General features: G+C 69.1%; 23 protein-coding genes, 1 tRNA gene and 4 pseudogenes. 20 read left to right on the top strand and 8 right to left on the bottom strand.

Annotated features, from left to right (window positions below):
* The first annotated feature begins 67 nt into the window (after positions 1-67).
* Complete coding sequence (locus ACF1DX_RS09230; protein ID WP_391790563.1) at positions 68-361, top strand: hypothetical protein; 294 nt, start codon at positions 68-70, stop codon at positions 359-361.
* Positions 358-1599 (top strand): low temperature requirement protein A, encoded by a 1242-nt coding sequence (locus tag ACF1DX_RS09225; RefSeq protein WP_391790562.1) that lies wholly within the window; start codon positions 358-360, stop codon positions 1597-1599. Before ACF1DX_RS09230 ends, ACF1DX_RS09225 begins: the two co-directional genes overlap by 4 nt.
* 397 nt (positions 1600-1996) lie before the next feature.
* Here ACF1DX_RS09225 and ACF1DX_RS09220 read toward each other — a convergent pair.
* Positions 1997-2390, bottom strand: a pseudogene (locus ACF1DX_RS09220) (helicase); the annotation flags it as partial.
* A gap of 104 nt (positions 2391-2494) precedes the next feature.
* On the opposite strand from ACF1DX_RS09220, the gene ACF1DX_RS09215 reads away from it, so the two are divergent.
* From ACF1DX_RS09215 to ACF1DX_RS09200, 4 genes and pseudogenes are all read left to right on the top strand, one after another.
* Positions 2495-5254: an AAA family ATPase gene (locus tag ACF1DX_RS09215; protein WP_391790561.1), complete on the top strand. Its 2760-nt coding sequence runs from the start codon at positions 2495-2497 to the stop codon at positions 5252-5254.
* 160 nt (positions 5255-5414) lie between these two features.
* Entirely contained in the window at positions 5415-6239 is an 825-nt protein-coding gene (locus ACF1DX_RS09210) for an alpha/beta fold hydrolase (RefSeq protein ID WP_391790560.1), read from the top strand.
* A gap of 67 nt (positions 6240-6306) precedes the next feature.
* Positions 6307-6630 carry a putative quinol monooxygenase gene (locus tag ACF1DX_RS09205; RefSeq protein WP_266404983.1) on the top strand — a complete coding sequence of 108 codons (324 nt, stop codon included), beginning with the start codon at positions 6307-6309 and terminating at the stop codon, positions 6628-6630.
* A 130-nt stretch (positions 6631-6760) separates the two neighbouring features.
* A pseudogene (locus ACF1DX_RS09200) lies at positions 6761-7453 on the top strand (SDR family NAD(P)-dependent oxidoreductase).
* Positions 7454-7741: 288 nt separating this feature from the next.
* Here the strand turns inward: ACF1DX_RS09200 and ACF1DX_RS09195 are convergent.
* On the bottom strand, positions 7742-7924 hold the full coding sequence (locus ACF1DX_RS09195; RefSeq protein ID WP_391791199.1) for a hypothetical protein: 183 nt from the start codon (positions 7922-7924) through the stop codon (positions 7742-7744).
* Here ACF1DX_RS09195 and ACF1DX_RS09190 point away from each other — a divergent pair.
* Together ACF1DX_RS09190 and ACF1DX_RS09185 are read left to right on the top strand one after the other, a co-directional pair.
* A complete protein-coding gene (locus ACF1DX_RS09190) occupies positions 7923-8246 on the top strand; it encodes a transposase (protein WP_391790559.1) in 324 nt (107 codons plus the stop codon). The two genes, ACF1DX_RS09195 and ACF1DX_RS09190, sit on opposite strands and share 2 nt — an antisense overlap.
* A 710-nt stretch (positions 8247-8956) precedes the next feature.
* On the top strand, positions 8957-9265 hold the full coding sequence (locus ACF1DX_RS09185) for a hypothetical protein (RefSeq protein WP_391790558.1): 309 nt from the start codon (positions 8957-8959) through the stop codon (positions 9263-9265).
* Between the two features lie 172 nt (positions 9266-9437).
* On the opposite strand, the gene ACF1DX_RS09180 is transcribed toward ACF1DX_RS09185, so the two are convergent.
* Positions 9438-9884 carry an ATP-binding protein gene (locus tag ACF1DX_RS09180; protein ID WP_391790557.1) on the bottom strand — a complete coding sequence of 149 codons (447 nt, stop codon included), beginning with the start codon at positions 9882-9884 and terminating at the stop codon, positions 9438-9440.
* A 208-nt stretch (positions 9885-10092) separates the two neighbouring features.
* Here ACF1DX_RS09180 and ACF1DX_RS09175 point away from each other — a divergent pair, with 208 nt between their 5' ends.
* Positions 10093-10458, top strand: coding sequence for an STAS domain-containing protein (locus ACF1DX_RS09175; RefSeq protein WP_391790556.1), 366 nt, complete (start codon positions 10093-10095; stop codon positions 10456-10458).
* Here the strand turns inward: ACF1DX_RS09175 and ACF1DX_RS09170 are convergent.
* Positions 10381-10716, bottom strand: coding sequence for an ANTAR domain-containing protein (locus ACF1DX_RS09170; RefSeq protein ID WP_391790555.1), 336 nt, complete (start codon positions 10714-10716; stop codon positions 10381-10383). The genes ACF1DX_RS09175 and ACF1DX_RS09170 overlap by 78 nt on opposite strands.
* Positions 10717-11424: 708 nt before the next feature.
* On the opposite strand from ACF1DX_RS09170, the gene ACF1DX_RS09165 reads away from it, so the two are divergent.
* From ACF1DX_RS09165 to ACF1DX_RS09150, 4 genes are all read left to right on the top strand, one after another.
* Positions 11425-11628, top strand: a complete 204-nt coding sequence (locus ACF1DX_RS09165; protein ID WP_023586116.1) for a cold-shock protein — start codon at positions 11425-11427, stop codon at positions 11626-11628.
* Between the two features lie 343 nt (positions 11629-11971).
* On the top strand, positions 11972-13465 hold the full coding sequence (locus tag ACF1DX_RS09160) for a DEAD/DEAH box helicase (protein ID WP_391790554.1): 1494 nt from the start codon (positions 11972-11974) through the stop codon (positions 13463-13465).
* A gap of 46 nt (positions 13466-13511) precedes the next feature.
* On the top strand, positions 13512-13916 hold the full coding sequence (locus ACF1DX_RS09155) for a CBS domain-containing protein (RefSeq protein WP_391790553.1): 405 nt from the start codon (positions 13512-13514) through the stop codon (positions 13914-13916).
* Between the two features lie 52 nt (positions 13917-13968).
* Entirely contained in the window at positions 13969-14277 is a 309-nt protein-coding gene (locus ACF1DX_RS09150) for an SCO5918 family protein (protein WP_234545261.1), read from the top strand.
* A 101-nt stretch (positions 14278-14378) separates the two neighbouring features.
* On the opposite strand, the pseudogene ACF1DX_RS09145 reads toward ACF1DX_RS09150, so the two are convergent.
* Both ACF1DX_RS09145 and ACF1DX_RS09140 read right to left on the bottom strand, forming a co-directional pair.
* Positions 14379-14736: pseudogene (locus tag ACF1DX_RS09145) on the bottom strand (hypothetical protein).
* Positions 14737-14782: 46 nt separating this feature from the next.
* Positions 14783-15173 (bottom strand): annotated as a pseudogene (locus tag ACF1DX_RS09140) (ATP-binding protein).
* Between the two features lie 776 nt (positions 15174-15949).
* On the opposite strand from ACF1DX_RS09140, the gene ACF1DX_RS09135 reads away from it, so the two are divergent.
* Both ACF1DX_RS09135 and ACF1DX_RS09130 read left to right on the top strand, forming a co-directional pair.
* Positions 15950-16288: a MerR family transcriptional regulator gene (locus tag ACF1DX_RS09135; protein WP_391790552.1), complete on the top strand. Its 339-nt coding sequence runs from the start codon at positions 15950-15952 to the stop codon at positions 16286-16288.
* Between the two features lie 240 nt (positions 16289-16528).
* The gene (locus ACF1DX_RS09130; RefSeq protein WP_006143223.1) at positions 16529-16732 is read left to right on the top strand and encodes a cold-shock protein; all 204 of its coding nucleotides are present in this window, start codon (positions 16529-16531) and stop codon (positions 16730-16732) included.
* A gap of 258 nt (positions 16733-16990) precedes the next feature.
* Here the strand turns inward: ACF1DX_RS09130 and ACF1DX_RS09125 are convergent, their stop codons facing one another.
* On the bottom strand, positions 16991-17551 hold the full coding sequence (locus ACF1DX_RS09125) for a hypothetical protein (RefSeq protein WP_391790551.1): 561 nt from the start codon (positions 17549-17551) through the stop codon (positions 16991-16993).
* Positions 17552-17946: 395 nt separating this feature from the next.
* On the opposite strand from ACF1DX_RS09125, the gene ACF1DX_RS09120 reads away from it, so the two are divergent.
* The 5 genes from ACF1DX_RS09120 to ACF1DX_RS09100 all read left to right on the top strand — a co-directional run bounded on the left by ACF1DX_RS09120 (position 17947) and on the right by ACF1DX_RS09100 (position 22599).
* Positions 17947-18600, top strand: a complete 654-nt coding sequence (locus ACF1DX_RS09120; protein WP_391790550.1) for a hemolysin III family protein — start codon at positions 17947-17949, stop codon at positions 18598-18600.
* Between the two features lie 894 nt (positions 18601-19494).
* A tRNA-Met gene (locus ACF1DX_RS09115) sits at positions 19495-19568 on the top strand.
* A 70-nt stretch (positions 19569-19638) separates the two neighbouring features.
* Entirely contained in the window at positions 19639-20916 is a 1278-nt protein-coding gene (locus tag ACF1DX_RS09110; RefSeq protein WP_391790549.1) for an IS30 family transposase, read from the top strand.
* 838 nt (positions 20917-21754) lie between these two features.
* Positions 21755-22159, top strand: a complete 405-nt coding sequence (locus tag ACF1DX_RS09105) for an ATP-binding protein (RefSeq protein WP_391790548.1) — start codon at positions 21755-21757, stop codon at positions 22157-22159.
* Positions 22160-22164: 5 nt separating this feature from the next.
* The gene (locus tag ACF1DX_RS09100; RefSeq protein WP_391790547.1) at positions 22165-22599 is read left to right on the top strand and encodes an ATP-binding protein; all 435 of its coding nucleotides are present in this window, start codon (positions 22165-22167) and stop codon (positions 22597-22599) included.
* On the opposite strand, the gene ACF1DX_RS09095 is transcribed toward ACF1DX_RS09100, so the two are convergent.
* Entirely contained in the window at positions 22586-24271 is a 1686-nt protein-coding gene (locus ACF1DX_RS09095) for a ribonuclease J (protein WP_391790546.1), read from the bottom strand. The two genes, ACF1DX_RS09100 and ACF1DX_RS09095, sit on opposite strands and share 14 nt — an antisense overlap.
* Positions 24272-24442 lie beyond the last annotated feature (171 nt).

Below are 24442 nucleotides of genomic sequence, written 5' to 3'. Positions count from 1 at the left end.
CATGAACGAGAGAACTGTTTCTGACGCCTACGGTGCCGACGATCCTGGACTGCCAAGCCCACCGGCAGTGACAGGCATCCGGCCCACGCTCCGGGAGCAGAGCCGGAACGCCTTCGCGAACGCCGAACCCCGGCCCGGCCCCACCGTTCCGGCCGCCGTCCGGCGTTGGAAGCTGTGGCTCCTCACCGTGTGCGGTATCTACCCCACCATCGTCCTGCTGGGCCTGGCCACGAACCCTGTTCTGGAGGATCTGTACCTGCCGGTGCGACTCGCTGTCCTCGTCCCGGCGGCGGCAGCAGCGATGGTCTGGCAGATCAATCCCCGACTGCAGCGGCATTTCGGAGCTTGGCTCACCAGATGACAAGCAGCCCGGCTCCGCCGCCGGTGTGCTCCGCGGCGCCCGCACACCACAGACCACTGCGCAGGCTCACGGCGCGAGGCCGCGACGAGACCCGCCGCGGCGTCTCCTCACTGGAGCTCTTCTTCGACCTGTGCTTCATCGTGGCCATAGCCCAGGCAGGCGCCCAGTTGGTGCACGCCGTAGTCGAGGGACACACGGGCGAGGGGATCCTCAACTACTTGATGATCTTCTTCGCCATCTGGTGGGCGTGGATGAACTTCACGTGGTTCTCCTCGGCTTACGACAACGACGACGTGCTGTACCGGATCGTCACGCTGATCCAGATAGCCGGCGTGCTCGTCCTGACGGCAGGCGTCTCCCAGGTGTTCGAGGAACACGCGTACCTGGTCGTCATCCTCGGCTATGTGATCATGCGGCTCGCCATGACGGCGCAGTGGCTGCGCGTGGCGCGGTCGAGCCAGGGCCCCGAGCGGACGATGGCGCTACGGTACGCCATCGGGCTGTGCCAGATCGGCTGGCTGGGGCTACTGGCCCTGCCGGAGGCCGGCCGCCCGTGGGTCTTCCTGGTGATGGCGCTGCTGGAGATGGCCGTACCGCTGTATGCGGAGCGGGCCCACCCCACGTCCTGGCACCCCCACCACATCGCCGAACGGTACGGGCTGCTCACGCTCATCGTGCTCGGCGAGACCATCGCGGCGGCCACCGTCGCCGTGAAGTCGGGGATCGACGAGCACGAGGCCCTGGGTGAGTTGCTGCCCATCGCCGCCGGCGGACTGCTGATCATCTTCGCCGCCTGGTGGGTCTACTTCGCGGTCCCCATCCACGGGCACCTCCGGTCCAACCGGCAGTCCTTCCTCTGGGGCTACGGCCATTACCTGATCTTCGTCTCGGGTGCCGCGATCGGGGCCGGCCTGGAGGTGGCGGTGGAGCAGGCGGTGGGCAGGACGCACCTTTCGGCGCTGTCGGCGTCGGCAGCGGTGACGCTGCCGACAGCGCTGTTCCTCCTCACGGTGTGGGCACTGCACTCGCGCTTCTACAAGGTGGGGATCGCCCAGCAGTCGGTGCTGCCGGCCACGGCGCTGCTGGTGGTCGTCTGTACGTTCCTGGGTCACTGGGCGGTGCTCGCGGCGGGGCTGGTGGCGGCGCTGGCGGTGGCAGCCGGGGTGACGCTGACGGCGCTCGGGGCGAGCCCGGAGCGCGGGATGGGCGAGGAAGGCGTCGCGGTGCCAGTTCTGTGAGGGAACCCCCGCCGCCGCGGGAACCTGGTCCGCACGGCGTACGACGGCGCCCGTGCCGTGCGCCCGGTGCACCTGCTCGATGACGGCGACACGTTGTTCACGCCGACGACGGGGACGCACCCGCTCGGCACCGCGAACCCGCCGGCCCTGGACAACGTCCTCACGGCGGGGCGCGGACGCGGTGACCCACGCGACCGTACGCGCCGTGGGCACCGCCGAGTCGGTGCCCACGCCTGCTCGGCGAACCGGGCACCAGCCTGCACGGCGAGGCCCGGGGCGACTTTCTCCGGTACGCCTACGGCCAGCACAACGTCAGGGACACCGCACTCGCCGAAGACGCCTCGAAGATCCACGCCGGGAACGCCCCCGAGTGATGGCCACCTTCCGCAACCTCGCGAGCGGACTCGGCAGCGGCGTCGGTGTCGGCGTCGTAGTGTTCCTGGTCTTCGCCGTCGTCCTTGCCGCCGGTGCCGGCGCCGATGATCCGTCCGTCTTCGTCGCGTCGGACGTGGATCGTGCGCTGTCCGCTGGTGTGGGCGCGGGAGGCGAGCTGCTCGACGATTCTCATCATGACTGCGCAGGCCTCCGGAGGACGGCGACGAGGGGGCGGTAGCCGGCGGAGGCGACCGTGTCGGCCGGTCTTTGCCGGGCGGGAGGAAGACCGGCACGATGATCCGCGCGCCCTTGGTGCTGTCGTTGCGGTGGGGCCGCAGCGCCCGACGGGTGTTCTGCGTGATCTTCGTTCGGGAGCTGCGGGTGTCGGCGAAGCGGATGGCTTCAGGCCCCGTTTGCCGGTGGGTGCAATACTTCCTGGTCAGGTGCGTGGCTAGTGTGTCGACTGCTTCGCGAGGCAGGACGAGGGACGCGGCGGATGTGGGCGAAGTCAGGGACAGGCGTGGGCGTCGGCCCGACCGGGCTGGTCGGCCGGGAGGGCGAGCTCGCCGAGCTTGCGGCGTTCCTGGACATGGCCGGGATGGACGGAGCTGTTCTGCTGCTCACCGGTGATCCGGGCGTGGGGAAGACGGCACTCCTGGACGCGACCGCCGAGCTGGCGGTGGCGAAGGGAGCGCGGGTCGTCCGCGGCAGCGGTGTCGAGTACGAGACGGACATCAGCTTCGCGGGGCTCCATCAGCTCGTCGGCTCGCTGCCGGACGAGCTCGGTCGTCTGCCGCGTTCCATGCGGGAGGCCCTCGAGGTCGCCCTCGGTCTCGGCGTCGGTCCCGCGCCGAGCCGGATCGCCGTCCTGAACGCGGCACTGTCCCTGTTCGACGAGGCCGCGAAGGAGCGGCCGTTGCTCCTCGTGGTCGATGACCTTCATGTCGTCGACCAGGCGAGCCGAGCCGCGGTGGGTTTCGTCGCCAGAAGACTGGGGGGCCGCCGCATCGGGCTGCTCGGAGCGCAGCGGGCGGAGTCCGGCGAATCCTTCCGGTCCACCGGTCTGCCGGAGCTCGAGGTCGTGCCGCTGGGTGACGCGGACGCCCTGAGGCTGCTGTCCCGACGCTTTGCGCACCTTCCCCGCCGGGTTCTTTCGACCGTGGCCCACGAGGCGCAGGGAAATCCCCTGGCGCTGCTCGAGTTCGCCGGGTCCACCGGGGTGTCCGGCGACCGACACGGCCAAGGGACGGGGTGGGCGAGCGGCCCGGGGCGGGATGTCCGCGCTCTGTACGGCGCCCGCGTCGGACGACTGCCGCGGGGAACGCGCGAGGTACTGCTGCTCGCGGCTCTTGAGGGCTCCGGCGACATCGGCGTCCTCGAGGCGGCCGGCGGGCCGGGCAGCCTTGAGGAACTCGCTCCCGCGGAGCGTGACCACCTGGTCATGGTCACGGAGAACGGCCGCGCGGTGCGCTTCAGGCATCCGCTGGTCAGGTCCGCGGTGGTCGACGGTTCCACCGGTGAACAGCGGCGCGGCGCCCACCGCCGGCTGGCCGACGCGCTGGCCGGCCAGCCCGAGCGGCGCGGTGATCACCTCGCGAGAGCCACGACGGCGCCCGACGAGGCGGTCGCCGCCGTGGTGGAGTCGGCGGCCCGGAGCAGCCTGCGGCGCGGTGACGCCGACGGCGCGATCGCGAGACTGCGGCGCGCGGCCGAGCTGAGCACCGACCGAGCGGACCGCAGGCGCCGCCTGTCGCAGGCCGCCTATGCCGCCGCCTGGGTCACAGGCCATCTGGAGGTCAGCCACGAGATCATGCGTGAGGTCGAGGGCAATCCGGCGGCCCGGTCGCTCTCGGCGGCCGCGACGGCCGGCTTCCTGGTGCTCGTCACGGAAGGCGACGCCGATACGGCCCATGCGCTCCTGATGGAGGCGGTCGAGCAGGCCCCGGTGATGCCCGGACCGCCGCATGAGGAGCTGGAGACCGCGCTGTTCACCCTCACCCTCGTCAGCCAGTACTCGGGCCGGCCCGAGCACTGGCAGCCTCTGGTCGACGTGCTCGCCCGGTTCCCCGAGGCGGCGCCCGCCGCCGCGGCGTCGCTGGGGCGCGTCCACCACGACCTCGGCTCCGTCACCGACGGCATGCTGCGCCGCCTGGACGAGGAGATCGCGCGGCTGAGGGACCAGAGTGACGCCGACGTGGTCATCCGCACCGCCCTGACCGCCTCGTACCTCGACCGGCTTCCGGGCTGTCGCGAGGCCGTGTCCCGGGTCATACGCGACGGCGGCGCGGTGGGATCGAGCATGCCGGCCCTGATGTTCGTCGCCCTGGACGACCTGTACGCCGGCCGGTGGCAGGCGTCGGCCGGCGCCGCGGACGAGCTCATCGCACTGTCCGAGGAGACGGGGTACCACCTGTTCGCCCAGGTGGGGCATTACGTCGCTGCGATGGCCGCGGCCCAGCGCGGCGCCCTCGACGCGTGCCGGGAGCACTGCGAGGACATCTGGGGGTGGTCGGGTCCCAGGGGCCTGCGGCGGCTGGAGAACTGCGCCCACCAGGCGGCGGCCCGGGCGGCCCTCGGCGCCGCCGACTTCGAGACGGCGTTCCGGCACGCCACGGCGATCTGCGCCCCGGGTGTGCTGCCGGCGTTCAACCCCGAGGCCGTGTGGTCCGCGCCGGACCTCGTCGAGGCCGCCGTGCGCTCCGGGCGGCACGCGGAGGCGCGACGGCACGCGGACGCGCTGCGCGACGCCGGTGTCGGTCACCTCTCGTCGCGGTTCGCGCTGAGCGCGGCCACGGTCACGGCGATGACATCGGCTGCCGAGGACATGGTCCGGTGCTTCGAGGAGGCACTCGGGCTGCCGGGCGTCGAGCAGTGGCCCTTCGAGGTCGGCCGTGCTCAGCTGGCGTACGGCGAGAGGTTGCGCCGTCAGGGGCTCAACCGCGAGGCCCGGGTGCAGCTGGCCGCCGCCTGCGGCCGCTTCGAGGAGCTCGGGGCCCGTTCGTGGGAGGCCCGGGCCGAGGCGGAGCTCCGCGCCACCGGGATGACGCGGACCGGCCGGGGCAAGGCCGGCGATGCCCTCACCCCGCAGGAGCTGGAGGTCGCCAGGCTGGCGGCGACGGGGCTGTCGAACCCGCAGATCGCGTCGCGTCTGTTCCTTTCGCCGCGGACCGTGTCGTCGCATCTCTACCGTGTGTTCCCGAAGCTGGGGATCACGTCGCGGGCCGGGCTCCGCGACGCTCTGGAGGCGCTGCCTCCCGAGCCTCCGGCCACCCGGCTGTGAGAGCCACCGGTCGGGTCTCAGCACTGCCCCGGTACTGACGTGAGCGAGCCGTCGGCCGGATGTCCGTCAGCTGACGGAGGCTGTCGGCACGGCGGCCGAGCCATTCTCGTGGAGACATCGAATCCGCCCGGTACCCGGGCGAGACCACGAGGAGCGGACCATGCCGTTCGTCACCACCGGCGACGGAGTCGAGATCTTCTACAAGGACTGGGGTTCGGGCCGACCGGTCATGTTCCACCACGGCTGGCCGCTGAGCTCGGACGACTGGGACGCCCAGTTGCTGTTCCTCGTCCGGCGGGGCTACCGCGTCGTCGCCCACGACCGCCGCGGGCACGGGCGCTCCGCCCAGGTCGGCCACGGGCACGACATGGACCGCTACGCGGCGGACGCCGCCGCCGTGGTGGCCCACCTCGGCCTGCGCGACGTCGTCCACGTCGGCCACTGCGCCGGTGGCGGAGAGGTCGCCCGGTACGTCGCCAGGCACGGTGCCGGCCGGGTTGCCAAGACCGTCCTCATCGCAGCGGTCCCGCCGCTCATGGTCCGAACGAAATCCAACCCCGCAGGGCTGCCGGTGGAGGTCTTCGACGGCTTCCGCGAGGGCGTGGCCACCGACCGCTCCCAGTTCTACCTCGACATCGCCTCCGGGCCGTTCTACGGGTTCAACCGTCCGGGCGCGGACGTCTCCCAGGGCATCATCCAGAACTGGTGGCGCCAGGGGATGGCCGGCAGCGCGCAGGCGCACCACGAGGGGATCAGAGCGTTCTCGGAGACGGACTTCACCGACGACCTCCGGGCGATCGACGTGCCCACGCTCCTCCTGCACGGCGACGACGACCAGATCGTCCCGATCACCAACTCCGCCCGGTCGGCGGTCACATTGGTCGAGCACGCGGACCTGAAGGTCTACCCGGGCCTGTCGCACGGCATGTGCACCGTCAACGCCGACACCGTCAACGCGGACCTCCTCGACTTCATCAAGAGCTGACACCGGCCCGGTACCGGCACACAGCCCGTCAGCACGGAACACGACACGGAACAGAGAAGGAATCACCATGACCGCAACACCCACCGGCTACGTGACCGTCGTCTGGGACGCGAAGGCGAAGGCGGGCAGGGAGGACGACCTCAAGGCGTTCATCACCGCCGCCGTCACCCCCTCGCGCAACGACCCCGGCAACATCGACTACGAGTCTTACGAAGTCGAGGGCCGACCCGGCGAGTTCGTCATCTACGAACGCTGGGAGACACGCGCCCACCTCGACGCACACCTCGCCGCGCCCCGGATGCGGGAACTCGTCCCGCAGATGCTCGAACTGATCGACGGATCCATCGAGGACGGCATTCGCCTGCTGCGTCCGTTCCGCCCCGCCCACTAGAGCAGGGCGCCCGCCGACGTCGGGGTCGACGCCGACGGAGCACACCGCCGCGGAACCGATCCCTCGGGTGCTCCCGGTGACCGCTTTCCGGGAGCACCCGCTTTGACGACACGCACAGGAGAGACACGACGTGACCACCACATTGATCACCGGCGGCAACAGGGGCCTCGGCCACGAGCTCGCGCGCCGACTCGTCCAGGCGGGCCAGACGGTCTGGATCGGAGCCCGGGACGCCGGGAACTGACGCAAGGCCGCCGACCGGCTAGGCGCCGGCTTCGTCCAGCTGGACGTGACCGACGACGCGTCGGTCGGCGCGGCGGTCGAGACGCTGCGCGCTCGGGTGGGCCACCTGGACATTCTCGTCAACAACGCCGGGATCCTCGGCGAAGTGACCGCACCCGAGGACATGACGGCCGACCAGATCCGCCACGTCCACGAAACCAACGTCTTCGGCCTGGTGCGCGTCACGCACGCGTTCCTGCCCCTGCTGCGTAAGGCAACTGCCCCGTCCGTCGTCAACGTCACCAGCGGTCTGGGGTCGTTCACGCTGACCCACGACCCGGAGCGGGTCGAGTCGCAGTATCCGCTCGCCGCCTACGGCTCGTCGAAGAGCGCGGTCACCATGCTGACCATGCAGTACGCCAGGACGATCCCCGACGTCCGCTTCAACGCGGTGGACCCCGGCCAGACCGCGACCGAGTTCACCGGCCACATCGGGCAGAGCGTCGAGGAGGGCGCGGAGGCGGCGGTGCGTATCGCCACCCTGGGGCCCGGCACGCCCACCGGCACGGTGACCGACCGCGCCGGCGCACTCCCCTGGTGACGGCGGCAGGCCCGGCCCCGCGACAGTCCTGGCAACCACACCCACCCGGCGCACCGGTAAGGGCCGACGGGCCCTTACCGGGGGAATCAGGACTCAGTCGCCAAGCCCCTGAGTGGACGTCAAGTCCGCTTCTTTCAGACAGGACCGGCCCGCTGATGCCGGGATCGTCATGCACCATGGGAATCAGCGCAACCCGCTGGCCTTCAGGCCGCGCACCTGAGGCGGACCGTGTCGCCCGTTGCTCCGGCATCCGGTCACGACGCCCTGCCCGCCTCGCGCCCCGGGCGCCTACGCGTCGTCGGTGGGGGAGCGCCGGGCGGCGCGGCGGCGCAGGCGCAGCGGCAGCACGTACCAGCAGAGGCCGAACCACAGCATGACCCCGCCGACGAGCACTTCGGCGAGGACACCGGGGACCACGGAACGCAGGACGAGCAGCAGCGTGGACAGCGCCGTCACTCTCCTGATCACCATGGGGGACAACCCCGAGCGCCTGAACACCGAGGCGTCCTTTGCCGCCCTTTGCGGAGTCAGCCCCATCGAGTACTCCTCCGGCCGGTGGCGCACGCGCCGGCTCAACCACGGCGGCGACCGTCGGGCCAACGCCGCCCTGCACCGCATCGTGTTCACCCGGCTGCGCCACGACCCACGCACCCAGGCGTACTACGAACGCCGCACGCAGGAGGGCAAGACCCGACGTGAAATCATCCGATGCCCCGAGCGGTATGCCGCCCGCGAGGTCTTCAACCTGGTCAGACCGGTTGCCCGCACCCCCGCGTTACAGGGGCGTCCGTGAGACGTGAGAGGGTCTGGGGCGTGAGCGAGACACCACCCAACACCCTGCAATACCGCTTTGACGGGCCGGGAGACGCTCCGGTTCTGATCCTGGGTCCCTCACTGGGTACCACATGGCACAGGTTGTAGAGACCGTCCGTGGGCGTCCAGGCCAGTCCAAGATGAGCGCGTAATGCCAGGTCAGGGCATTCCGGTCCGGTGGAGTCGACCCAGTCGGTGATAGGCGTGTGAGAGCGGAGGGCGACGAGAAGCCCCGCAGGCGCGGCCCGGCGGGGCTTCCGCGTAGGTGCGTTTCAGTGTCCGCCGTAAGCACCGTTGCACTCGGCTCTCCTCTCTCGAGCACCCGAAGCAAGGACGCGGTGACGACACGCGTCTTACGGCCGACGCGCAGAATCCGACCCGGGAACTCTTCGCGCCCAATCAGGTTGCAGCCTTCACCTCTGCAAAGCTCAATGCCTTTGGGGGCGCCTGCGGCACTGCCTGTTCCCTCCAAACACACCCGGACGGCTCCCCTCCCTGTTCGTAGGACGGGAGCCGTGAGCATGTAACGGCCGGGCCACCCGGTGGCTCACCCGACGGTTGCCGTCGTCCGGGGGCCGCCGCGTCCTGCCCGCCGTCCGAACAGGCGCCTGTGCAGTTCGGTGGCATGATCGCCCTTCTCGTGGGCAGGCGGTCGGCGTGTCGTGCGCCCCGGCTGAACTCGTGTCCCGGGTGAGCTCTTGCCTGGTCCAGGCCGGCTTTCAGGTGCTGGGTGACGCGGACAGCGGGGTTCCGGGGCTGTGGGTGACTGAGGTGTCCGCCGACGCTCTGGTCAGCTGGACGGCCTCGGACGGGTTCACCGCGCTCGCCCGTGACCAGGCAGGCCGGGCAGCAACCAACGACAGCATGAGAGTAATCGTGCAGACCGCAGTAGCAGGGCTGCTGATCCAGCTCGGACACACCGTCACCGAAACGCCTGATGGCTGTGGCCTGGTGGTATTCACCGAAGCGGTTCTGCCACGGGGCGGCAAGGGCAGCTAGGGACCGGCCCGCCCGACGCACTGGGCGCCGGCAGTGTGCGGATGCGGGGCGAAGTCGGCGTCGCTCGCGACGGTGCCAGTCGGCGGCGCTCACCCCGGACGCCGGCATGTAGCGCCCCGCTTCACGGCAGATCGTCGGGGAAGGCGGTGAGGTCGACCGTGAGCGCAGGCTGTTACTGGGGGCGGCGTCCGGTGGTGTCACCGCCGGGGTCGTCAGGTAGGGCGATGCGGGCAGTGATGCGTTTGCCGACCGGCTTCCGCTGGGCCTCGAAGCCCTGGGCGACGGCCATGACGATTTTCAGTCCGTGCTGTCCGACTCTGCCCGCATCGGAGGCCCGCGCCACTGGCAGAACGGGATCGCTGTCCCACACGACCACTTCCACGACGGCGCCGATGATGCGCTGTTCCATCAGCACGGGGCCAGGGGCGTACTTGCGGGCGTTGGTGACCAGCTCGCTTACCACCAGCTGGGTCAGGTCCATCGCGCGAGCGGACACCGGCAGGCCGTGCTCCGCCTGGACACGGGTGAGGAAGTCCACTGCCCGGTGGCGTGCCTCAGCGATCACGTGCCCGTCACCGTCCAGCGCGACGGTGTCCTGTATCTGAGGGACGTCCGGCATTACGCTGCCCTCCCCGTCGGGGACTGATTCAGCCGGGTCCACCCTTGTTCCCCCTTCACACGTCCTGCGCGTACCCGGCACTATGCCTCACATGCCCCGTGAGAACCGCATAACGGGTCGCACACGTGTTCGCCGTAGCATCGAGGCAGGTTACCGGCGTTCGCGCCGGGGTCTTGAGGTTCCATCAGCGAGAACAGTCGAGGAAACGGTGACAGACACCCACGGAGCAGCCCGGCCCGGCCACCTGTCGATCGGCCACACCGCCATCGACGGCATCCGGGTGGTCACCGTGCATGGCGAGATCGACCACGCCGTCAAGGACACGCTCAGCGAGGCCCTCATGTCCTACGACGGCGCGGCGCCCCTGCGGACCGTGGTGGACCTCAGCGGCGTGACCTTCATGGACTCCAGCGGCATCAACGTCTTCGTCGCCGCACACCAGGCCGCGAGTGACGATCAGGGATGGCTGCGTATCGCAGGCGCCCAGGAATCGGTGCTACGGCTTCTTGAAATCGTCGGCCTGGACGAGGTCATCGGCTGCCATCCCACCGTCGATCAGGCCCTGACCGCCTGACCCGCGCCGTGCCCGGCCACCGCGTCCCACCCGGCTTCCGCGCCTGGGGCATCCCGCCGGCGTGAGCACCGCTGCACGGCCGCGTACAGCTCCTGCCCGCCGTTCCGGCAGCGGCTGCCCCAGCGTCCAGGCGATCACCGTCTCGGCCACCGTCTGCAGCTTGGTATGGGTGTGCTGGGACACCTCACGCAGCACCTCGAACCCGACGGCCGGTGCGAGTTGGTGGTTCGCGGTGAGGACACCGATGGCCTGGTCCACCGTCGCGTGGGATCGACGGCGTGCCGCAACTGCACGTTCTCCTGATCCAGGAGGGCGATCACGGCGCCGTCAGGTATGCCGTCAAGCGAGGACCGCGGCACGCGAGAGGTCGTCATCACTGGTCTCCATACAGAGGCAAGGCTTCCTGTACACCTCCCCCTGCCGCGACAGCCAGGCACCCTCAGTACGACAGCGAAAATCACACATGTGGGATGGGCCTCTTCACCAGCCGAGGCTGCCGAAGAGCCCGAGAGGCTGACCAGCCGTGGTCGGCAGTGGGCGCGGAAAGCCTCGGCTCATGGTCGGGCCAGCTTGCCACCACCGGCCACGGCTCGCGGCTGTGTTTCCTGGGCGGCAGCGGCTTTTCCCGGCCGTCGCGCAGCGTGCCGGTCGGCAACCCTGCTGAGACGTTGAACTCCGAGTGAATCAATATCTGTTCCCGAGGGGTCAGATTTTGGGGGGCCGGGCAGCGGGAGTTTTTGCCGCGAAGAGCAGAGTGGAATTATCCACCGCACGCGGGCCGCTCCGGCGTGCTACTGTCTATCTCGGTTGCAGTTGTGGTTCCCGAAACTTCAAGTGCCCCCACCAGCTTTCTGCCGGGCGGGAGCGCTTTTGTATTTCCGGTCATTTCCGGGCGGGGTGATCATCGCGGCGACACGGCGTCCGCGCGGTGCGGACGCCGAGGCACTGCCCCAAAGGAGATATGACATGGCTGCTGGTACCGTGAAGTGGTTCAATGCGGAAAAGGGCTTCGGCTTCATCGAGCAGGACGGCGGCGGCGCCGACGTGTTCGCCCACTACTCGAACATTGCCGCGCAGGGCTTCCGTGAGCTGCTCGAGGGTCAGAAGGTAACCTTCGACATCGCGCAGGGCCAGAAGGGCCCGACGGCCGAGAACATCGTTCCGGCCTGACGCTCACGCGCAATCCGTAGCTGGGGCCCGCATCCTTCGGGGTGCGGGCCCCAGCTGCACGCGTATCCCGCAGCGGCTTTCACCGCGGGACGCCCCGGAGGAATCCGCAGTACCATCCAAGCGGTTCCTCCCTCAGGAAGCGGACGCATCCTGAAGCGCTGCACCGCAGCCGACGTCCGGATCGCAAAGTCCCCATTGCGTCATCCATTTCAGCACCTGTGCCCACGGATATTTCCGTCGGCCAGATCTGCTTTCTTTTGTCGCCGGTCCATACTGGTAATTCTCCGCGCCATTCATCGCAGCGGGAATTCCTTGATATGTGCCACATCGAGGAAGGTTCCGCATGAACCGCACGTACACGAACGACCGCCCCGCCCGCACCCGTGACCGCCGTGCCGACGCCGGAAAGGGCGGCAGCCGCACGAGCTCGCAGGCACCGCGCCGTACCGGCGGGCCCGTCCGCTCCGGCGGCTACGGCCGTCGGCCCGCCGCAGTGCAAGGTGAGTTCGCGCTGCCCAGGACGATCACCCCCGCACTGCCCGCCGTTGAGGGCTTCGCCGATCTCGACATGCCCGAGCAGCTGCTGGCCGAACTCGGCAGGCAGGGGGTGACCGCACCGTTCCCGATCCAGGGAGCGACGCTGCCGAACTCCCTGGCGGGCCGTGACGTGCTGGGCCGTGGGCGCACCGGTTCCGGCAAGACCCTCGCCTTCGGTCTCGCCCTGCTCGCCCGCACCGCCGGACAGCGTGCCGAGCCCCGCCAGCCGCTGGGGCTGATCCTCGTACCGACGCGTGAGCTGGCGCAGCAGGTGACGGACGCGCTGACCCCGTACGCCCGCTCCGTGCGGCTGCGGCTGGCCACGGTGGTGGGCGGCATGTCGATCGGCAGGCAGGCCAGTGCGCTGCGCGGCGGGGCCGAGGTCGTCGTCGCGACCCCGGGCCGGCTCAAGGACCTCATCGACCGCGGCGAATGCCGGCTGAACCACGTGGGCGTCACCGTGCTGGACGAGGCCGACCAGATGGCCGACATGGGCTTCATGCCCCAGGTCACCGCGCTGCTCGATCAGGTACGCTCGGAGGGGCAGCGGATGCTGTTCTCCGCCACCCTGGACCGCAACGTCGACCTTCTGGTACGCCGCTATCTGACGGACCCAGTGGTTCACTCGGTCGACCCGTCGGCCGGTGCGGTCACGACGATGGAGCACCACGTCCTGCACGTCCACGGTGCCGACAAGCACGCCGCCACGACCGAGATCGCGGCCCGTGACGGCCGCGTGATCATGTTCCTGGACACCAAGCACGCCGTGGACCGGCTGACCCAGGACCTGCTCAACAGCGGGGTGCGGGCCGCCGCGCTGCACGGCGGCAAGTCGCAGCCGCAGCGCACCCGCACGCTGGCGCAGTTCAAGACGGGTCACGTCACCGTGCTGGTGGCGACCAACGTCGCGGCGCGCGGCATCCACGTCGACAACCTCGACCTGGTCGTCAACGTCGATCCGCCGACCGACCACAAGGACTACCTCCACCGCGGCGGCCGTACCGCCCGCGCCGGCGAGTCCGGCAGCGTCGTCACCCTGGTCACACCGAACCAGCGCCGAGGCATGGTCCGTCTGATGTCGGACGCCGGAATCCGGCCGCAGACCACCCAGATCCGCTCGGGCGACGAGGCCCTGAGCCGGATCACCGGAGCTCAGGCCCCGTCCGGCATCCCGGTCGTCATCACCGCACCGGTGGTCGAACGCCCCAAGCGCGGCGCCACCTCCCGAGGCCGCCGCCGCCCCGCCTCGGCGACCAGGCGCACCCCCGTACGCCAGTCCGGCTTCGGCACGGTGGCCTAGAACTTTCGTGATCAGGAAGCCGGCCCATCTCTGCAGGAGGCACCCTTTGACGCTGGTTCAGACGCAGCCCCGCCCGGCGGACACCGACCCCGCGCACAGGACGGCGGTCGAGGTCATGGACGCGGCCGGACCGCAGGTCTGTGACGACATGAGCGTGGAGGTGGCGCTGGCCGTCATGGCCGCCGCACGCACAGGCCGACTGGTCGTCTGCGACCAGGACGGCCAGTGCACCGGCCTGGTCACCAGTACCGAACTCGCCGCGGTCCGTGACAGCTCCGACTACACGGACCGGGTCCGCCTGCGCGACATCCTCGGCGACCACGGTTCGTTCGCCTCACCCGTGACCACGATGGCCGAAGCCGAGCACGCGATGCGCACCCGTCGGCTCGGTGTCCTGCCGGTGGTCGACGAGCAAGGCAGCGCCCTGGGCATCCTTGCCCTCTCCCGCTGAAACACCTCGCCCCTGGTCGGACCGTTCTCCCCTCTTCTCTCTGTGAGGCCACATGCGCTGCGTCATCGCCCGCTTCCCCTTCGAGCTCACCAAGGGCGGAGTGCTGGAATCGATGAAGGGCATCAAGCCCGAACCGGTCACCGGAGAATCGGTGATCATCGGCCGCCGCCACTACCCCGTCAAGCAGGTCGGCCAGGTCATCACCCGCCAGGACCGTCGTGATTTCAGCGCCGCCGAAGTCCTGCGGGCCATGGCTCAGCTCGGCTTCACCTGCCGCGCCGTTCCCAAGGCAGCGCCCCTGGGCATTCTCAGCCCGATGCAGCACGCCTCCGCGATGCTCGGCACCCCCGTGACGGTCTGACCGGGTAGACAGGCACGAGCCGACATCTGAGCAGCAGTGTGGGCCCGACCGGTACGCCGGTCGGGCCCACACTGCGTGCAGCGGGTTCCCGTCGCCGTCGCTCAGTGGCCGGAACGGCTGAAGTCGCCCACGGTCCAGGCGCTGACGTCCTCGATCGCAACCCGGTACCTCCACCCGTCTCCGGACCTCCAGGGTGCCCTGCAGGATCCGGGCGACATGGAAGTGCAGACGCGTGGGCGGCCCGTCCTTCTTCGCTGGGGTGTCGAAGAAGGCGGCGACTCGTCCAAGCGGGCGGAATCCGTCAGCACATCCGACACCCTCTGCCTTCACGTGGCTGGGAGAGAGTCAATCGACCGGTGATGACAGCGCTACTGGTGACCACGGTCAGGGACTCTGATTGCTCTGGTCGGACTCCACCGGGGCGCCGACGTCAGCGAGCAGCTCGTCAGGCTGCGACATGAGGCGGACCATATTCGCCGGCCATCCGGCTGCCTGAGCGGTGACGCTACCGGGCAAGGAAGGCGCTCACGGTCTTGCCGCCGGAGGCCCGGCGGGTTTCCGCCGTGGCGCGCGCGAGGCGGGTGACTATGGGCCGGCCGTAGCCCCCGGTGCCGCCGTTCAGGTCAGGCGTGCGCATGCGCGGCACATGCCGGCTGGGATCGTGAACGCGACCTCGATGGTGTCGGGGTGCGCAGTCAGTTCCAGTGTGCAGCGGCCCCGCCGTGGCGCAGGGCATGGGTGACGAGCTCGGACACGACCAAGACCACAGTGTCCGCCGCGTCAGGGGCCACGGCCGGCTGCTGCAAACCTTCGAGGAAGGCCCGTGCGGTATCGCGTGCGTCGGCAACGGCTGTGGTGGAACGGACGGCTGCGGCGCTGGCCATCACCGTGATCATCAGGGTCACCACGGTCTCTGAATAGTCCATGCCCCTGCCCGTGCCTCATCGTCGGGTGCACAGAAATCTATGCCAGCCGAAGTAGACATTCGTCGGCGGTGTGGTTATGGTTTCTCTCGTAGCCGAGATCAAGAGAGGCCCGGCAGAGATGAACTGCCGGGCAGCAGTACGCAGTTGCAGTTCGCAGGACGGTGCGGTGGTGGAGTTCCGAAGCCAGAGCGGTTGCAGGACGGTGACGGGGCTGACGACCGGACCGGGTGGCCCGCAGTGATCAGGGGCCGCCATGAGCAGTACCGCAGTGGCAGTACCAGCAAGTGAAGGTTCGCAGTACCCAGCAGTGAAGTCAGTGAGCAGTACCTCGGTGAAGGCGTCGGCTGCGGGCGCGCGCACCGGGAGGTTCGGCAGTGGGGTTCCAAGCCAGAGCAGACGCAGGACGGGCGGCGGGGCTGGCTGCCGAAGAGTGGCGCTGTTCGAGGCCACCAGCAGTTCACAGTTTCCGAAAGTGAGTAGTTGATCAAGAGGGAAGAACGGAGGAGCCGAGCGCCATCAGGATCGCCCGGGCGGAATTTTTGGCCCCGGGTACCGCAGGACATCGATAGTGAGGTGGTCTCCGGTCAGGCAACCGCGATCCCCGCGCCCCCGACAGCGTCTCGGTCGGGTTTGCGGAAACAGAAGGCCGGTGCAGTATCAGGGCCGGCAGATGGTGTAGTAGTTCCTTCGGGGCCCTGGTGCCGTACGGCACCAGGGCCCCTCCACGCGTTCCACAGAGAGGTGCAATGACAGCAGACGACACGTTCGGCCGTCTCGATGACGACGACTACCCCGCGTACACCATGGGCCGGGCCGCCGAAATGCTCGGCACCACACAGGGCTTCCTCCGGGCCATCGGCGAACACCGCCTCATCACCCCGCTGCGCTCCGCGGGCGGACACCGCCGCTACTCCCGCTACCAGCTGCGCGTTGCCGCCCGCGCCCGGGAACTCGTCGACCACGGCACCCCCGTCGAGGCCGCCTGCCGGATCGTCATCCTTGAAGACCAGCTCGAGGAAGCCCAGCACCTCAACGCCGAATACCGCCGCGCCGCCGAATCGGCGAACCCGACGGCAGCAGCATGAGATGAGCGTGCCCGTCAGCGTCGGCGGGCACCGCACGCACGGTCTCGTGTGTGGCGTGATCGTTTCCTGTGGTGACGCGGTGTGCGGGCGTGTAGCGTCTGCGTCAGCTGTCGTGGTTCGGAATTCCCTGCCCGCGCCTTTGGTGTGGGCGTTTTGCTGTGCTGTGCCGCAGGGACCAGGATGATCACCTCCGTCCGCCACATGGAGTGGGAGGCGTTCATCGACCGGAAGGCATGAGGCATGGCAACGGGAACTGTGAAGTGGTTCAACGCGGAGAAGGGCTTCGGCTTCATCGCCCAGGACGGCGGCGGCCCGGATGTCTTCGCGCACTACTCCGCGATCAACTCCTCGGGCTTCCGTGAGCTCCAGGAGGGCCAGGCCGTGACGTTCGATGTCACCCAGGGCCAGAAAGGTCCGCAGGCCGAGAACATCAACCTGGTCTGACCTCGCAGCCCTGCCCGAGGGATCGCGCACGCCGCGTCAGGTGGCCGCCGCCCGTGCAGGCCCTGCCTGCTGTCGCGCCGGGCCGGTGCAGGATCAGGGGGCCGCGCAGCAATGGCTGCGAGGTCCCCTGATCTGTGGAGGCCCGGGGCCGCTGCCACTTCGGCTTGAACCTTCCTGACCTCAGTCGCTGCAAGCGTCGTCGGGCACGGGAGCCGCGTGTCTGGCGCGGCTACCGTGCAGCTCGGAGGAGCAGACTGCTCAGACGCTCGTCCAGGCGTCGAGGAAGGCTTTCCGTCCAGCCGGATCGTCCGACCTACGGTCTGCGTGCAGGACGCGCCAGGCGGTGAGCTCGAGATCTCGGAGCCACAGTTCTCCGATGACCTGTGTCTTGAGGTCGGGCAGATGGTCGGACTCGACAAGGGCCTGACCGATCACCTCCCCGGCCGCGGAACGCTGGGGCGGAGTCATCTCATCGACGGCCGAGAGGATCTGCCGGGCCAGGGCAGTTCCCTCTCCTGCCAGCGAACGCAGCACCGGATCCTTGATGTTGACGGGCAGCAGGTACGCGGTGCCCGAAGACCTCCACAGGTCCGACCAGAAGTGCTCTCCTGTCGCGGTGGGGGCAGGCAGCGCGGCCAGCAGCCCGAGGAGATGGCCGGTGGCCGCATAGCCATCGGAGTGGGCGGCTGCGACCACTGCGACGCCGGCGACGCCCTCCACATCGAGCTGGCCCGCCTCGAGATGCGGAGCCAGGTCCAGTTGGTGTTCCAACTGGTCTGCGAGCGCGGTGGATACGTAAGGGCGGACCTCAGGAAGCATCGGCGATCCTTGCGCGTAGGCGAGCGGAGATGCCCGTTCGTAAGCCCTGATCATTCCCAGGACCAGCCGTTCTACTCGGCTTCGGCAGGCCCAATTGGCGGTAGGTCAACGGGGGCAGGAGTTCCCACGGTGGCGAACCGGCTCAGGCCCGGCGACGTGGCTCTGTTCTGGACCGACCTCCCGCCATGTGTCCAGGTGAAGTTTTCTAGCATGACCGCATGGTTGCCAGTGACGCCCAGGAGCCCGGGGGAGGACGAGAAGCTGTGTCCCGCGACGCCGCCGAAGTCGAATGTGGTCACGTCGTGTCAGCGCGTGCGGAGCGCCGTGCAGACGGGCTACCCGACGAATCACCAGGCGACCAGGCGGGGAAGGGGGCTCACTCGGTTATTGCTCTGGTGGAGCGGGTGGCCGACCTGGCCGAACCGGTCAAGCCGAAATTGCGTGGCTGGCTCCATGCCGGAATGGTCCCCGCCGCACTGATCGCGGGCGTCGTACTCATCTGCCTGGCCGGTACTCCCCAGGCGGTCCTGGCCTGCGCCGTGTACTCGGTCACCGCCTGGCTGCTGTTCGCGACGAGCGCCATCTACCACCGTGGCACCTGGGGACCGCTCGGCGAGGCTCTTCTGCGACGCCTCGACCACGCCAACATCTTCCTGATCATCGCCGGCACCTGCACCCCCCTGGCCGTGCTCCTCCTCCCGCCCGAGCAGCGGTCCGTGCTGCTGTGGATCGTCTGGACGGGAGCGTTGGCCGGCATCGTGTTCCGGGTCCTGTGGGTCGGAGCTCCGCGCTGGCTGTACACCCCGTGCTACCTGGCCCTGGGCTGGGCGCCGGTGGCCTACCTTCCCGACTTCCTGCACACCGGCGGAGCAGCAGTAGTCGTCCTGGTCGTTGTCGGCGGTCTCCTGTACAGCGCGGGCGCGGTCGTCTACGCCCTGCAGCGGCCCGACCCCTCACCCCGCTGGTTCGGCTATCACGAGGTCTTCCATGCCCTGACCGTGGCAGCGTTCACCGCGCACTACGCCGCCATCTCCCTCGCCACCTACTGACCGCGCCGGGTTCGGGCTCGCGCCGCTTGTCACACACGTTGCCGCGTGTTGCTCCGGGACGGGCGGGGCGGTCCCTGGGCGTCCCCCTGCTTGAAATCCGCCGCAGTCCTGTCTGCAAGCCGGCTGTTTTCCGGGATGCGGCGCTTGGTGGGGCAGGGTAGGGACAGAGGAGCGAGAGAAGGCGAGACAGCGGTCTTCAGTTGACCTGCGATGGTAGGCGCCCCGTGTGCGAGGCGGAAGACATGAGGGAATGGCGGGGCCACGACGTGCTCGACCATCAGCGGCAACACACACGTTCAGGGAATCCGAGCACGCCGTGATCGATACCGGAGGGGACCCTGACAGCTGCCCCGAGAAGCTCTCAGTCCTCGTTCCCCTGCATGCTGCTCCGCCCCGTATGCCAACCTTCGGCGCCGTCGACTTCAGCCAGGCCGCATGCTTACTCGGGTACCGCGTCACCGTCTGCGACGCCCGACCCGTCTTCGCGACCGTCGCCCCCTTCCCGTACGCCGACGAAGTTGTCGTGGCGGGTTCCGCAGCACCCTCTTCCTGCGCGGTGAAGGTAACCGGCGACGAGATCACCACCCTGGACATCAATCCTGCCGAGCAAGACGTCGGCGATGCGGCGGCCTTCCTCCGGACACCACCGAGTCCCCCTGGGCGAACCGACGCTCGGACGCCGCAGTGGGCATGGCGTCCTCCTCCGGCGCTGCATGGACAGGCGGCCATGTGCATGACTGTGGGTGTGCGGTCTCGACGGGGAGCTTCCGGGGGTGCTAGCTCGTCCGACGAGTCTGCTTGTTTGTTCACAGGCGGATGACGACCAGCGCGACGAGCGCATGCGAAAGTCGATTGGGTCGATTCCGATCGGTGCCGTACAGTTCACCGTACCGACGCGGGGTGGAGCAGCTCGGTAGCTCGCTGGGCTCATAACCCAGAGGTCGCAGGTTCAAATCCTGTCCCCGCTACTCAAATGTGAAGGCCCGGCCGATCCTTGAGTTCTAGTGGTCGTCGCAACACCCCAGCTCAGGGGATGCGATGGACTTCGAGGTCCGGGCGGATCGACGGCCACAAGGGCCGAAGAAGTTGAGCCGCGAGCGGGAGACATACCTTCTGCTCGTGGATCAAGGAACCTCTCATCTGGACGCCTGCCGGATCGTTGGCATCAACGACCGGACGGGCAGGCGATGGCGTAACGGCCGGCAGGCGTCCGGGAAGAACAAGGCGGCACCGCCCCTCGTGGAAACGGGGCCGTGGCGCTACACCGAGGACCTGGACCCGACGGCCGCCCAGGAGCCCGACGACGCTCCTTCGCGCTACCTGCGCGAGGCGGACCGGATCCACATAGCCGACCGCCTCCGGGAGAAGGCATCCGTCCGTACGATCGCTGCCGAGCTGGGACGCAGTCCGTCCACGATCAGCCGGGAGATCCGCCGCAACCGCACGGTCCTGCCCAGCGGCCAGTGGTACTACCGACCGCATGCGGCCCATCGGCGAGCGGTCCGGCGTCGGCCTCGGCCGAAGATCGGCAAGATCGGCCAGAACCCGGAGCTCCGGGACTTCGTCCAGCTTCACCTGACCCTGCGCTGGAGTCCCGAGCAGATCTGCCACGCTCTGCGCAGGCGCTTCCCCGACCGGCCGGAGATGCACGTGGTTCACGAGACGATCTACCAGGCGCTCTACGTCCAGGGCCGCGGTGAACTGAAGCGGGAACTGACCCGCGCCCTGCGCACGGGACGCGCCGTGCGCCGGCCTCATCGCCACTCGGCACGCCGCAGGAAGCGGTTCCCCCACCCGATGGTCATGATCAGCGAGCGGCCCGCTGAGGCCGCTGACCGAGCCGTCCCGGGCCACTGGGAGGGCGACCTCATCATCGGCAGCAGCTCCCGTTCCGCCATCGCCACCCTGGTCGAACGCAGCACTCGCTACCTGATGCTGGTGCACCTTCCCAACGGCCACGGAGCTGCCGCCGTCCGCCAGGCCCTGGTCGACACGGTCCAGACTCTTCCGCCTCACCTGAAACGGTCCCTGACCTGGGACCAGGGTGCCGAGATGGCCGCCCATCACGCCTTCAGTATCGCCACGGACATGCCGGTCTACTTCTGCGACCCCGGCAGCCCCTGGCAGCGAGGCTCGAACGAGAACACGAACGGCCTTTTGCGGCAGTACTTCCCCAAGGGCAGCAGCTTGTCCGGGCACACTCGCGACCACCTCGACACCGTCGCGGCCGAACTCAACAGCCGCCCACGCAAGACGCTCGGCTGGGAAACCCCAGCCGAGCGTCTGTCTAAACTGCTCGCCACTACACGTCAGTGATCACGTGTTGCAACGACCCCTGGAATTCGCCTCCACCGGGCCTTCACTGCGTGTGTGCCGGTTCGGACCTGGCTCTCGGCGAACAGGGCACCGCGGTCGCAGAAGGCGTCAACGCACTGGGCTGCACCGAGGCCGTACGCCGCCTCAGCCACCGTGCTCACGGAATCGTGGGTCTGACACAAGGCGGCAATCCGTTTACACGGCGCAGCCTGCCGTCCCGCCGGCAGGCTGCGCCGACGGATCAGACCCCGCCGACCATGGACAGACAGCAGGGCCATGGGCATCGCTGGTTTCCTGGCTGGTTTTCGGTCGTCCCGATCAGTGGTGCGATCCCAGTAGCTGGCCGCCTCGCGCCGATGCGGTGCCCGCGCTCAGTAGCGGAGTGTCGGCGACGGCTGAAACATTTCAAGCGTCCCCGACAGCGGAGGACGACAAGGGTGCCGTCAATAGTTGGTGAGGCGGAAGGAACAGCCGACGGCCTTGATGGCGGTGCCAGACGGTCACGAGCACGGTGATGCCCAGAGGGAGTGCGCCTGGTGTCGGCGGGCATCTCGCTCACAGCTGTGCTTCGCCGTCGGGGCGGGGTGCCGGAACGGCCAGAACGGCGGTGTCGTCGTCCATCCCGGTACCGAAGGCGTCGAGGGGGCTTCAGCGCACTCACCCAGCATGCGCCGGCACCGTCGAACTGCCGGCGGATGACTTTCGCGGGATCTGCCGGTCACCCGGCAGACACAGATGGTTCACCGGGCAGGCATGGGTAACCCGGCAGATGGCTCCCACCGGCTGCGCAGAGCACCGGTTGGCGGCGGCCCAGAGCCACCCGCGCTGGAGGAACCTCGTGAACGGCGAATCGACCACCCCATCCTGCGAGACGCGCTTCCCCGCAGTCACGGCGAGCATCACGGCCGCCCGGCACTGGGTCCGCGACTGCGTGGACGGTTTCGGCGGCCCGCTGCGCCAGCACCGGATGATCCAGACCGCCGAACTGCTCGTCTCGGAACTGATCACCAACGCCATCCGCCACGGCTCCGGCCCGCCCCTGATCCAGCTCATCTGGAACGGGCGGTGGCTGCACATAGCCGTCAGCGATTCCAGCGACCGCTGGCCCCGCAAACGCGTCACCGCGAACACCGAGCCCGGCGGCTTTGGCATCCAACTCCTCGACCGACTCGCCCGACGCTGGGGCGTCACCCCCGGTCACCCCGGCAAAACGGTCTGGGCCGAACTCAGCCTCGACTCCTGAGCACGGTGGCGGAGCTGACCACCAACAGCGTCGTCCACGGCGCCGGCTCGGACACGCTGCGGATCGGGGCCGAGAGCGACCGGATCGTCTGCGAGGTCCACGACAGCGGACAACTGAACGATCCCCTGGCCGGTCGCCGCCCGTCCCATCCCACGCAGCCCGGCGGCCGGGGACTCCTACTCGTCCACCCACTTGCGGACCTCGTCCGTGTCCACACCGGCCCCGACGGCACTGACATCCGCCGCTACCTTCCCGGAGGACCACGACAATGCGGCGGGCCACGCCCACTCACTCATGTGTTTTCGATGACTCCTCATGTGGAGTGCGGTGCCACCCCGACCTGCTGGGGCGGCTGCCGACCCTGTGCCCGACCTCGATGCCGGCGGGGCCACGACCGGAACGGGGACCGTGCTGCCGGGCTGTGGCTCAGGCGTCGATGATGACGGGGATGATGAGGGGCTTGCGGCGGTGGGTGCGGAAGGCCCAGTTCGCCACGGCGCGGGCGAGGAGTTGTTCGAGTTGGCGCGGGTCTCCGACGCCTTCCTGGGCCGCGGTGGCCAGGGTCTTTTCGATGACGGGGATGACCGGTTCGAAGGTGGTGTCGTCGTGGACGAAGCCGCGGGCCAGGAAGTCGGGGGCCTCGGCGAGGGCGCCGGTGTCCGCGTCGACGATCGCCACCACCGTGACGACGCCTTCCTCCGCGAGGGTGAGGCGGTCCTTGAGGGATGCTTCGGTGGCGCCGCCGACTTCCATGCCGTCCACGTAGACATTGCCGGCGGGGACCTTTCCGGTGATGGACGCGCGGCCGTCGACGAGGTCGACGACGACGCCGTCCTCGGCGATGACGACCCGGTCGGGGTCGACGCCGGTTCGGATGGCGAGGTCGCCGTTGGCCCGCAGGTGGCGCCATTCGCCGTGCACGGGCATGACGTTGCGGGGTTGGACGATGTTGTAGCAGTAGACGAGTTCGCCGGCGCTGGCGTGCCCGGAGACGTGCACCTTGGCGTTGCCCTTGTGCACCACGTGGGCGCCCCACCGGGTGAGTCCGTTGATCACCCGGTAGATGGCGTTCTCGTTGCCGGGGATGAGGGAGCTGGCGAGCAGGACGGTGTCGCCCTTGCCGATGCGGATCATGTGGTCGCGGTTGGCCATCCGGGACAGCGCGGCCATCGGTTCGCCCTGGGAGCCGGTGCACACCAGGGTGACCTTGTGGTCCGGGAGCTTCTCCAGTTCCTTCGTGCTCACGATCAGACCGGAGGGGACCTTCAGATAGCCCAGGTCACGGGCGATGCCCATGTTGCGGACCATCGACCGGCCGACGAAGGCGACCTTGCGGCCGTGCTGGTGTGCGGCGTCCAGGACCTGCTGGATGCGGTGCACATGGCTGGCGAAGCTGGAGACGATGACCCGGCGCGGCGCGGTGCGCATCACCTGCTCGATCGCCGGGTTCAGTTCACGCTCGGAGGTGGTGAAGCCGGGTACTTCGGCGTTGGTGGAGTCGGTGAGGAACAGGTCCACGCCCTCCTCGCCGAGGCGGGCGAAGGCGCGCAGATCGGTGATGCGGTCGTCGAGAGGGAACTGGTCCATCTTGAAGTCGCCGGTGTGCAGCACCATCCCGGCCCGGGTGCGGATCGCGACCGCGAGGCTGTCCGGGATGGAGTGGTTGACCGCCACGAACTCGCAGTCGAAGGGCCCGAAGCCGCGCCGGTCGCCCTCGCGCACGCGCACCGTGCGCGGCCGGATGCCGTGTTCCTTGAGCTTGGCCTCCAGGAACGCCAGCGTCAGCTTGGAGCCGACGACGGGAATGTCGCGCCGCTCGCGCAGCAGGTACGGCACGCCGCCGATGTGGTCCTCGTGGCCGTGGGTGAGCACCACGGCCACGACGTCGTCCAGCCGGTCCCGGATCGAGGTGAAGTCCGGCAGGATCACGTCCACGCCGGGCTGGGTCTCCTCGGGGAACAGCACGCCGCAGTCGACGATGAGCAGTTTGCCGGCGTGCTCGAAGACGGTCATGTTGCGGCCGATCTCACCTAGGCCGCCCAGGGCGACGACCCGCAGCCCTCCTTCGGGAAGAGGCGGGGCGGCTTTCAGCTCGGGGTGCGGATGACTCATACCCTGACGGTACCCGGAGAGCGGGACAGGATGATCCATTGCCTGCGGGACCTGAGCGCTCGATACGAACCGCCGCCGACGACGTACTGCCGCTCGCCGACCGCTGGCCGGTGATGGTCCGCTGCTGATGCCGAGGGGTCTGTCTCGACAGGGGCGTGCCCGACCAGGCGC

It is taken from the genome of Streptomyces sp. NPDC014676 (genome assembly GCF_043084105.1).
Taxonomy (GTDB): Bacteria; Actinomycetota; Actinomycetes; order Streptomycetales; family Streptomycetaceae; genus Streptomyces.
The sequence above is the reverse complement of the archived record's forward strand: the minus strand, read 5'-3'. Positions and strand labels throughout refer to the sequence as shown.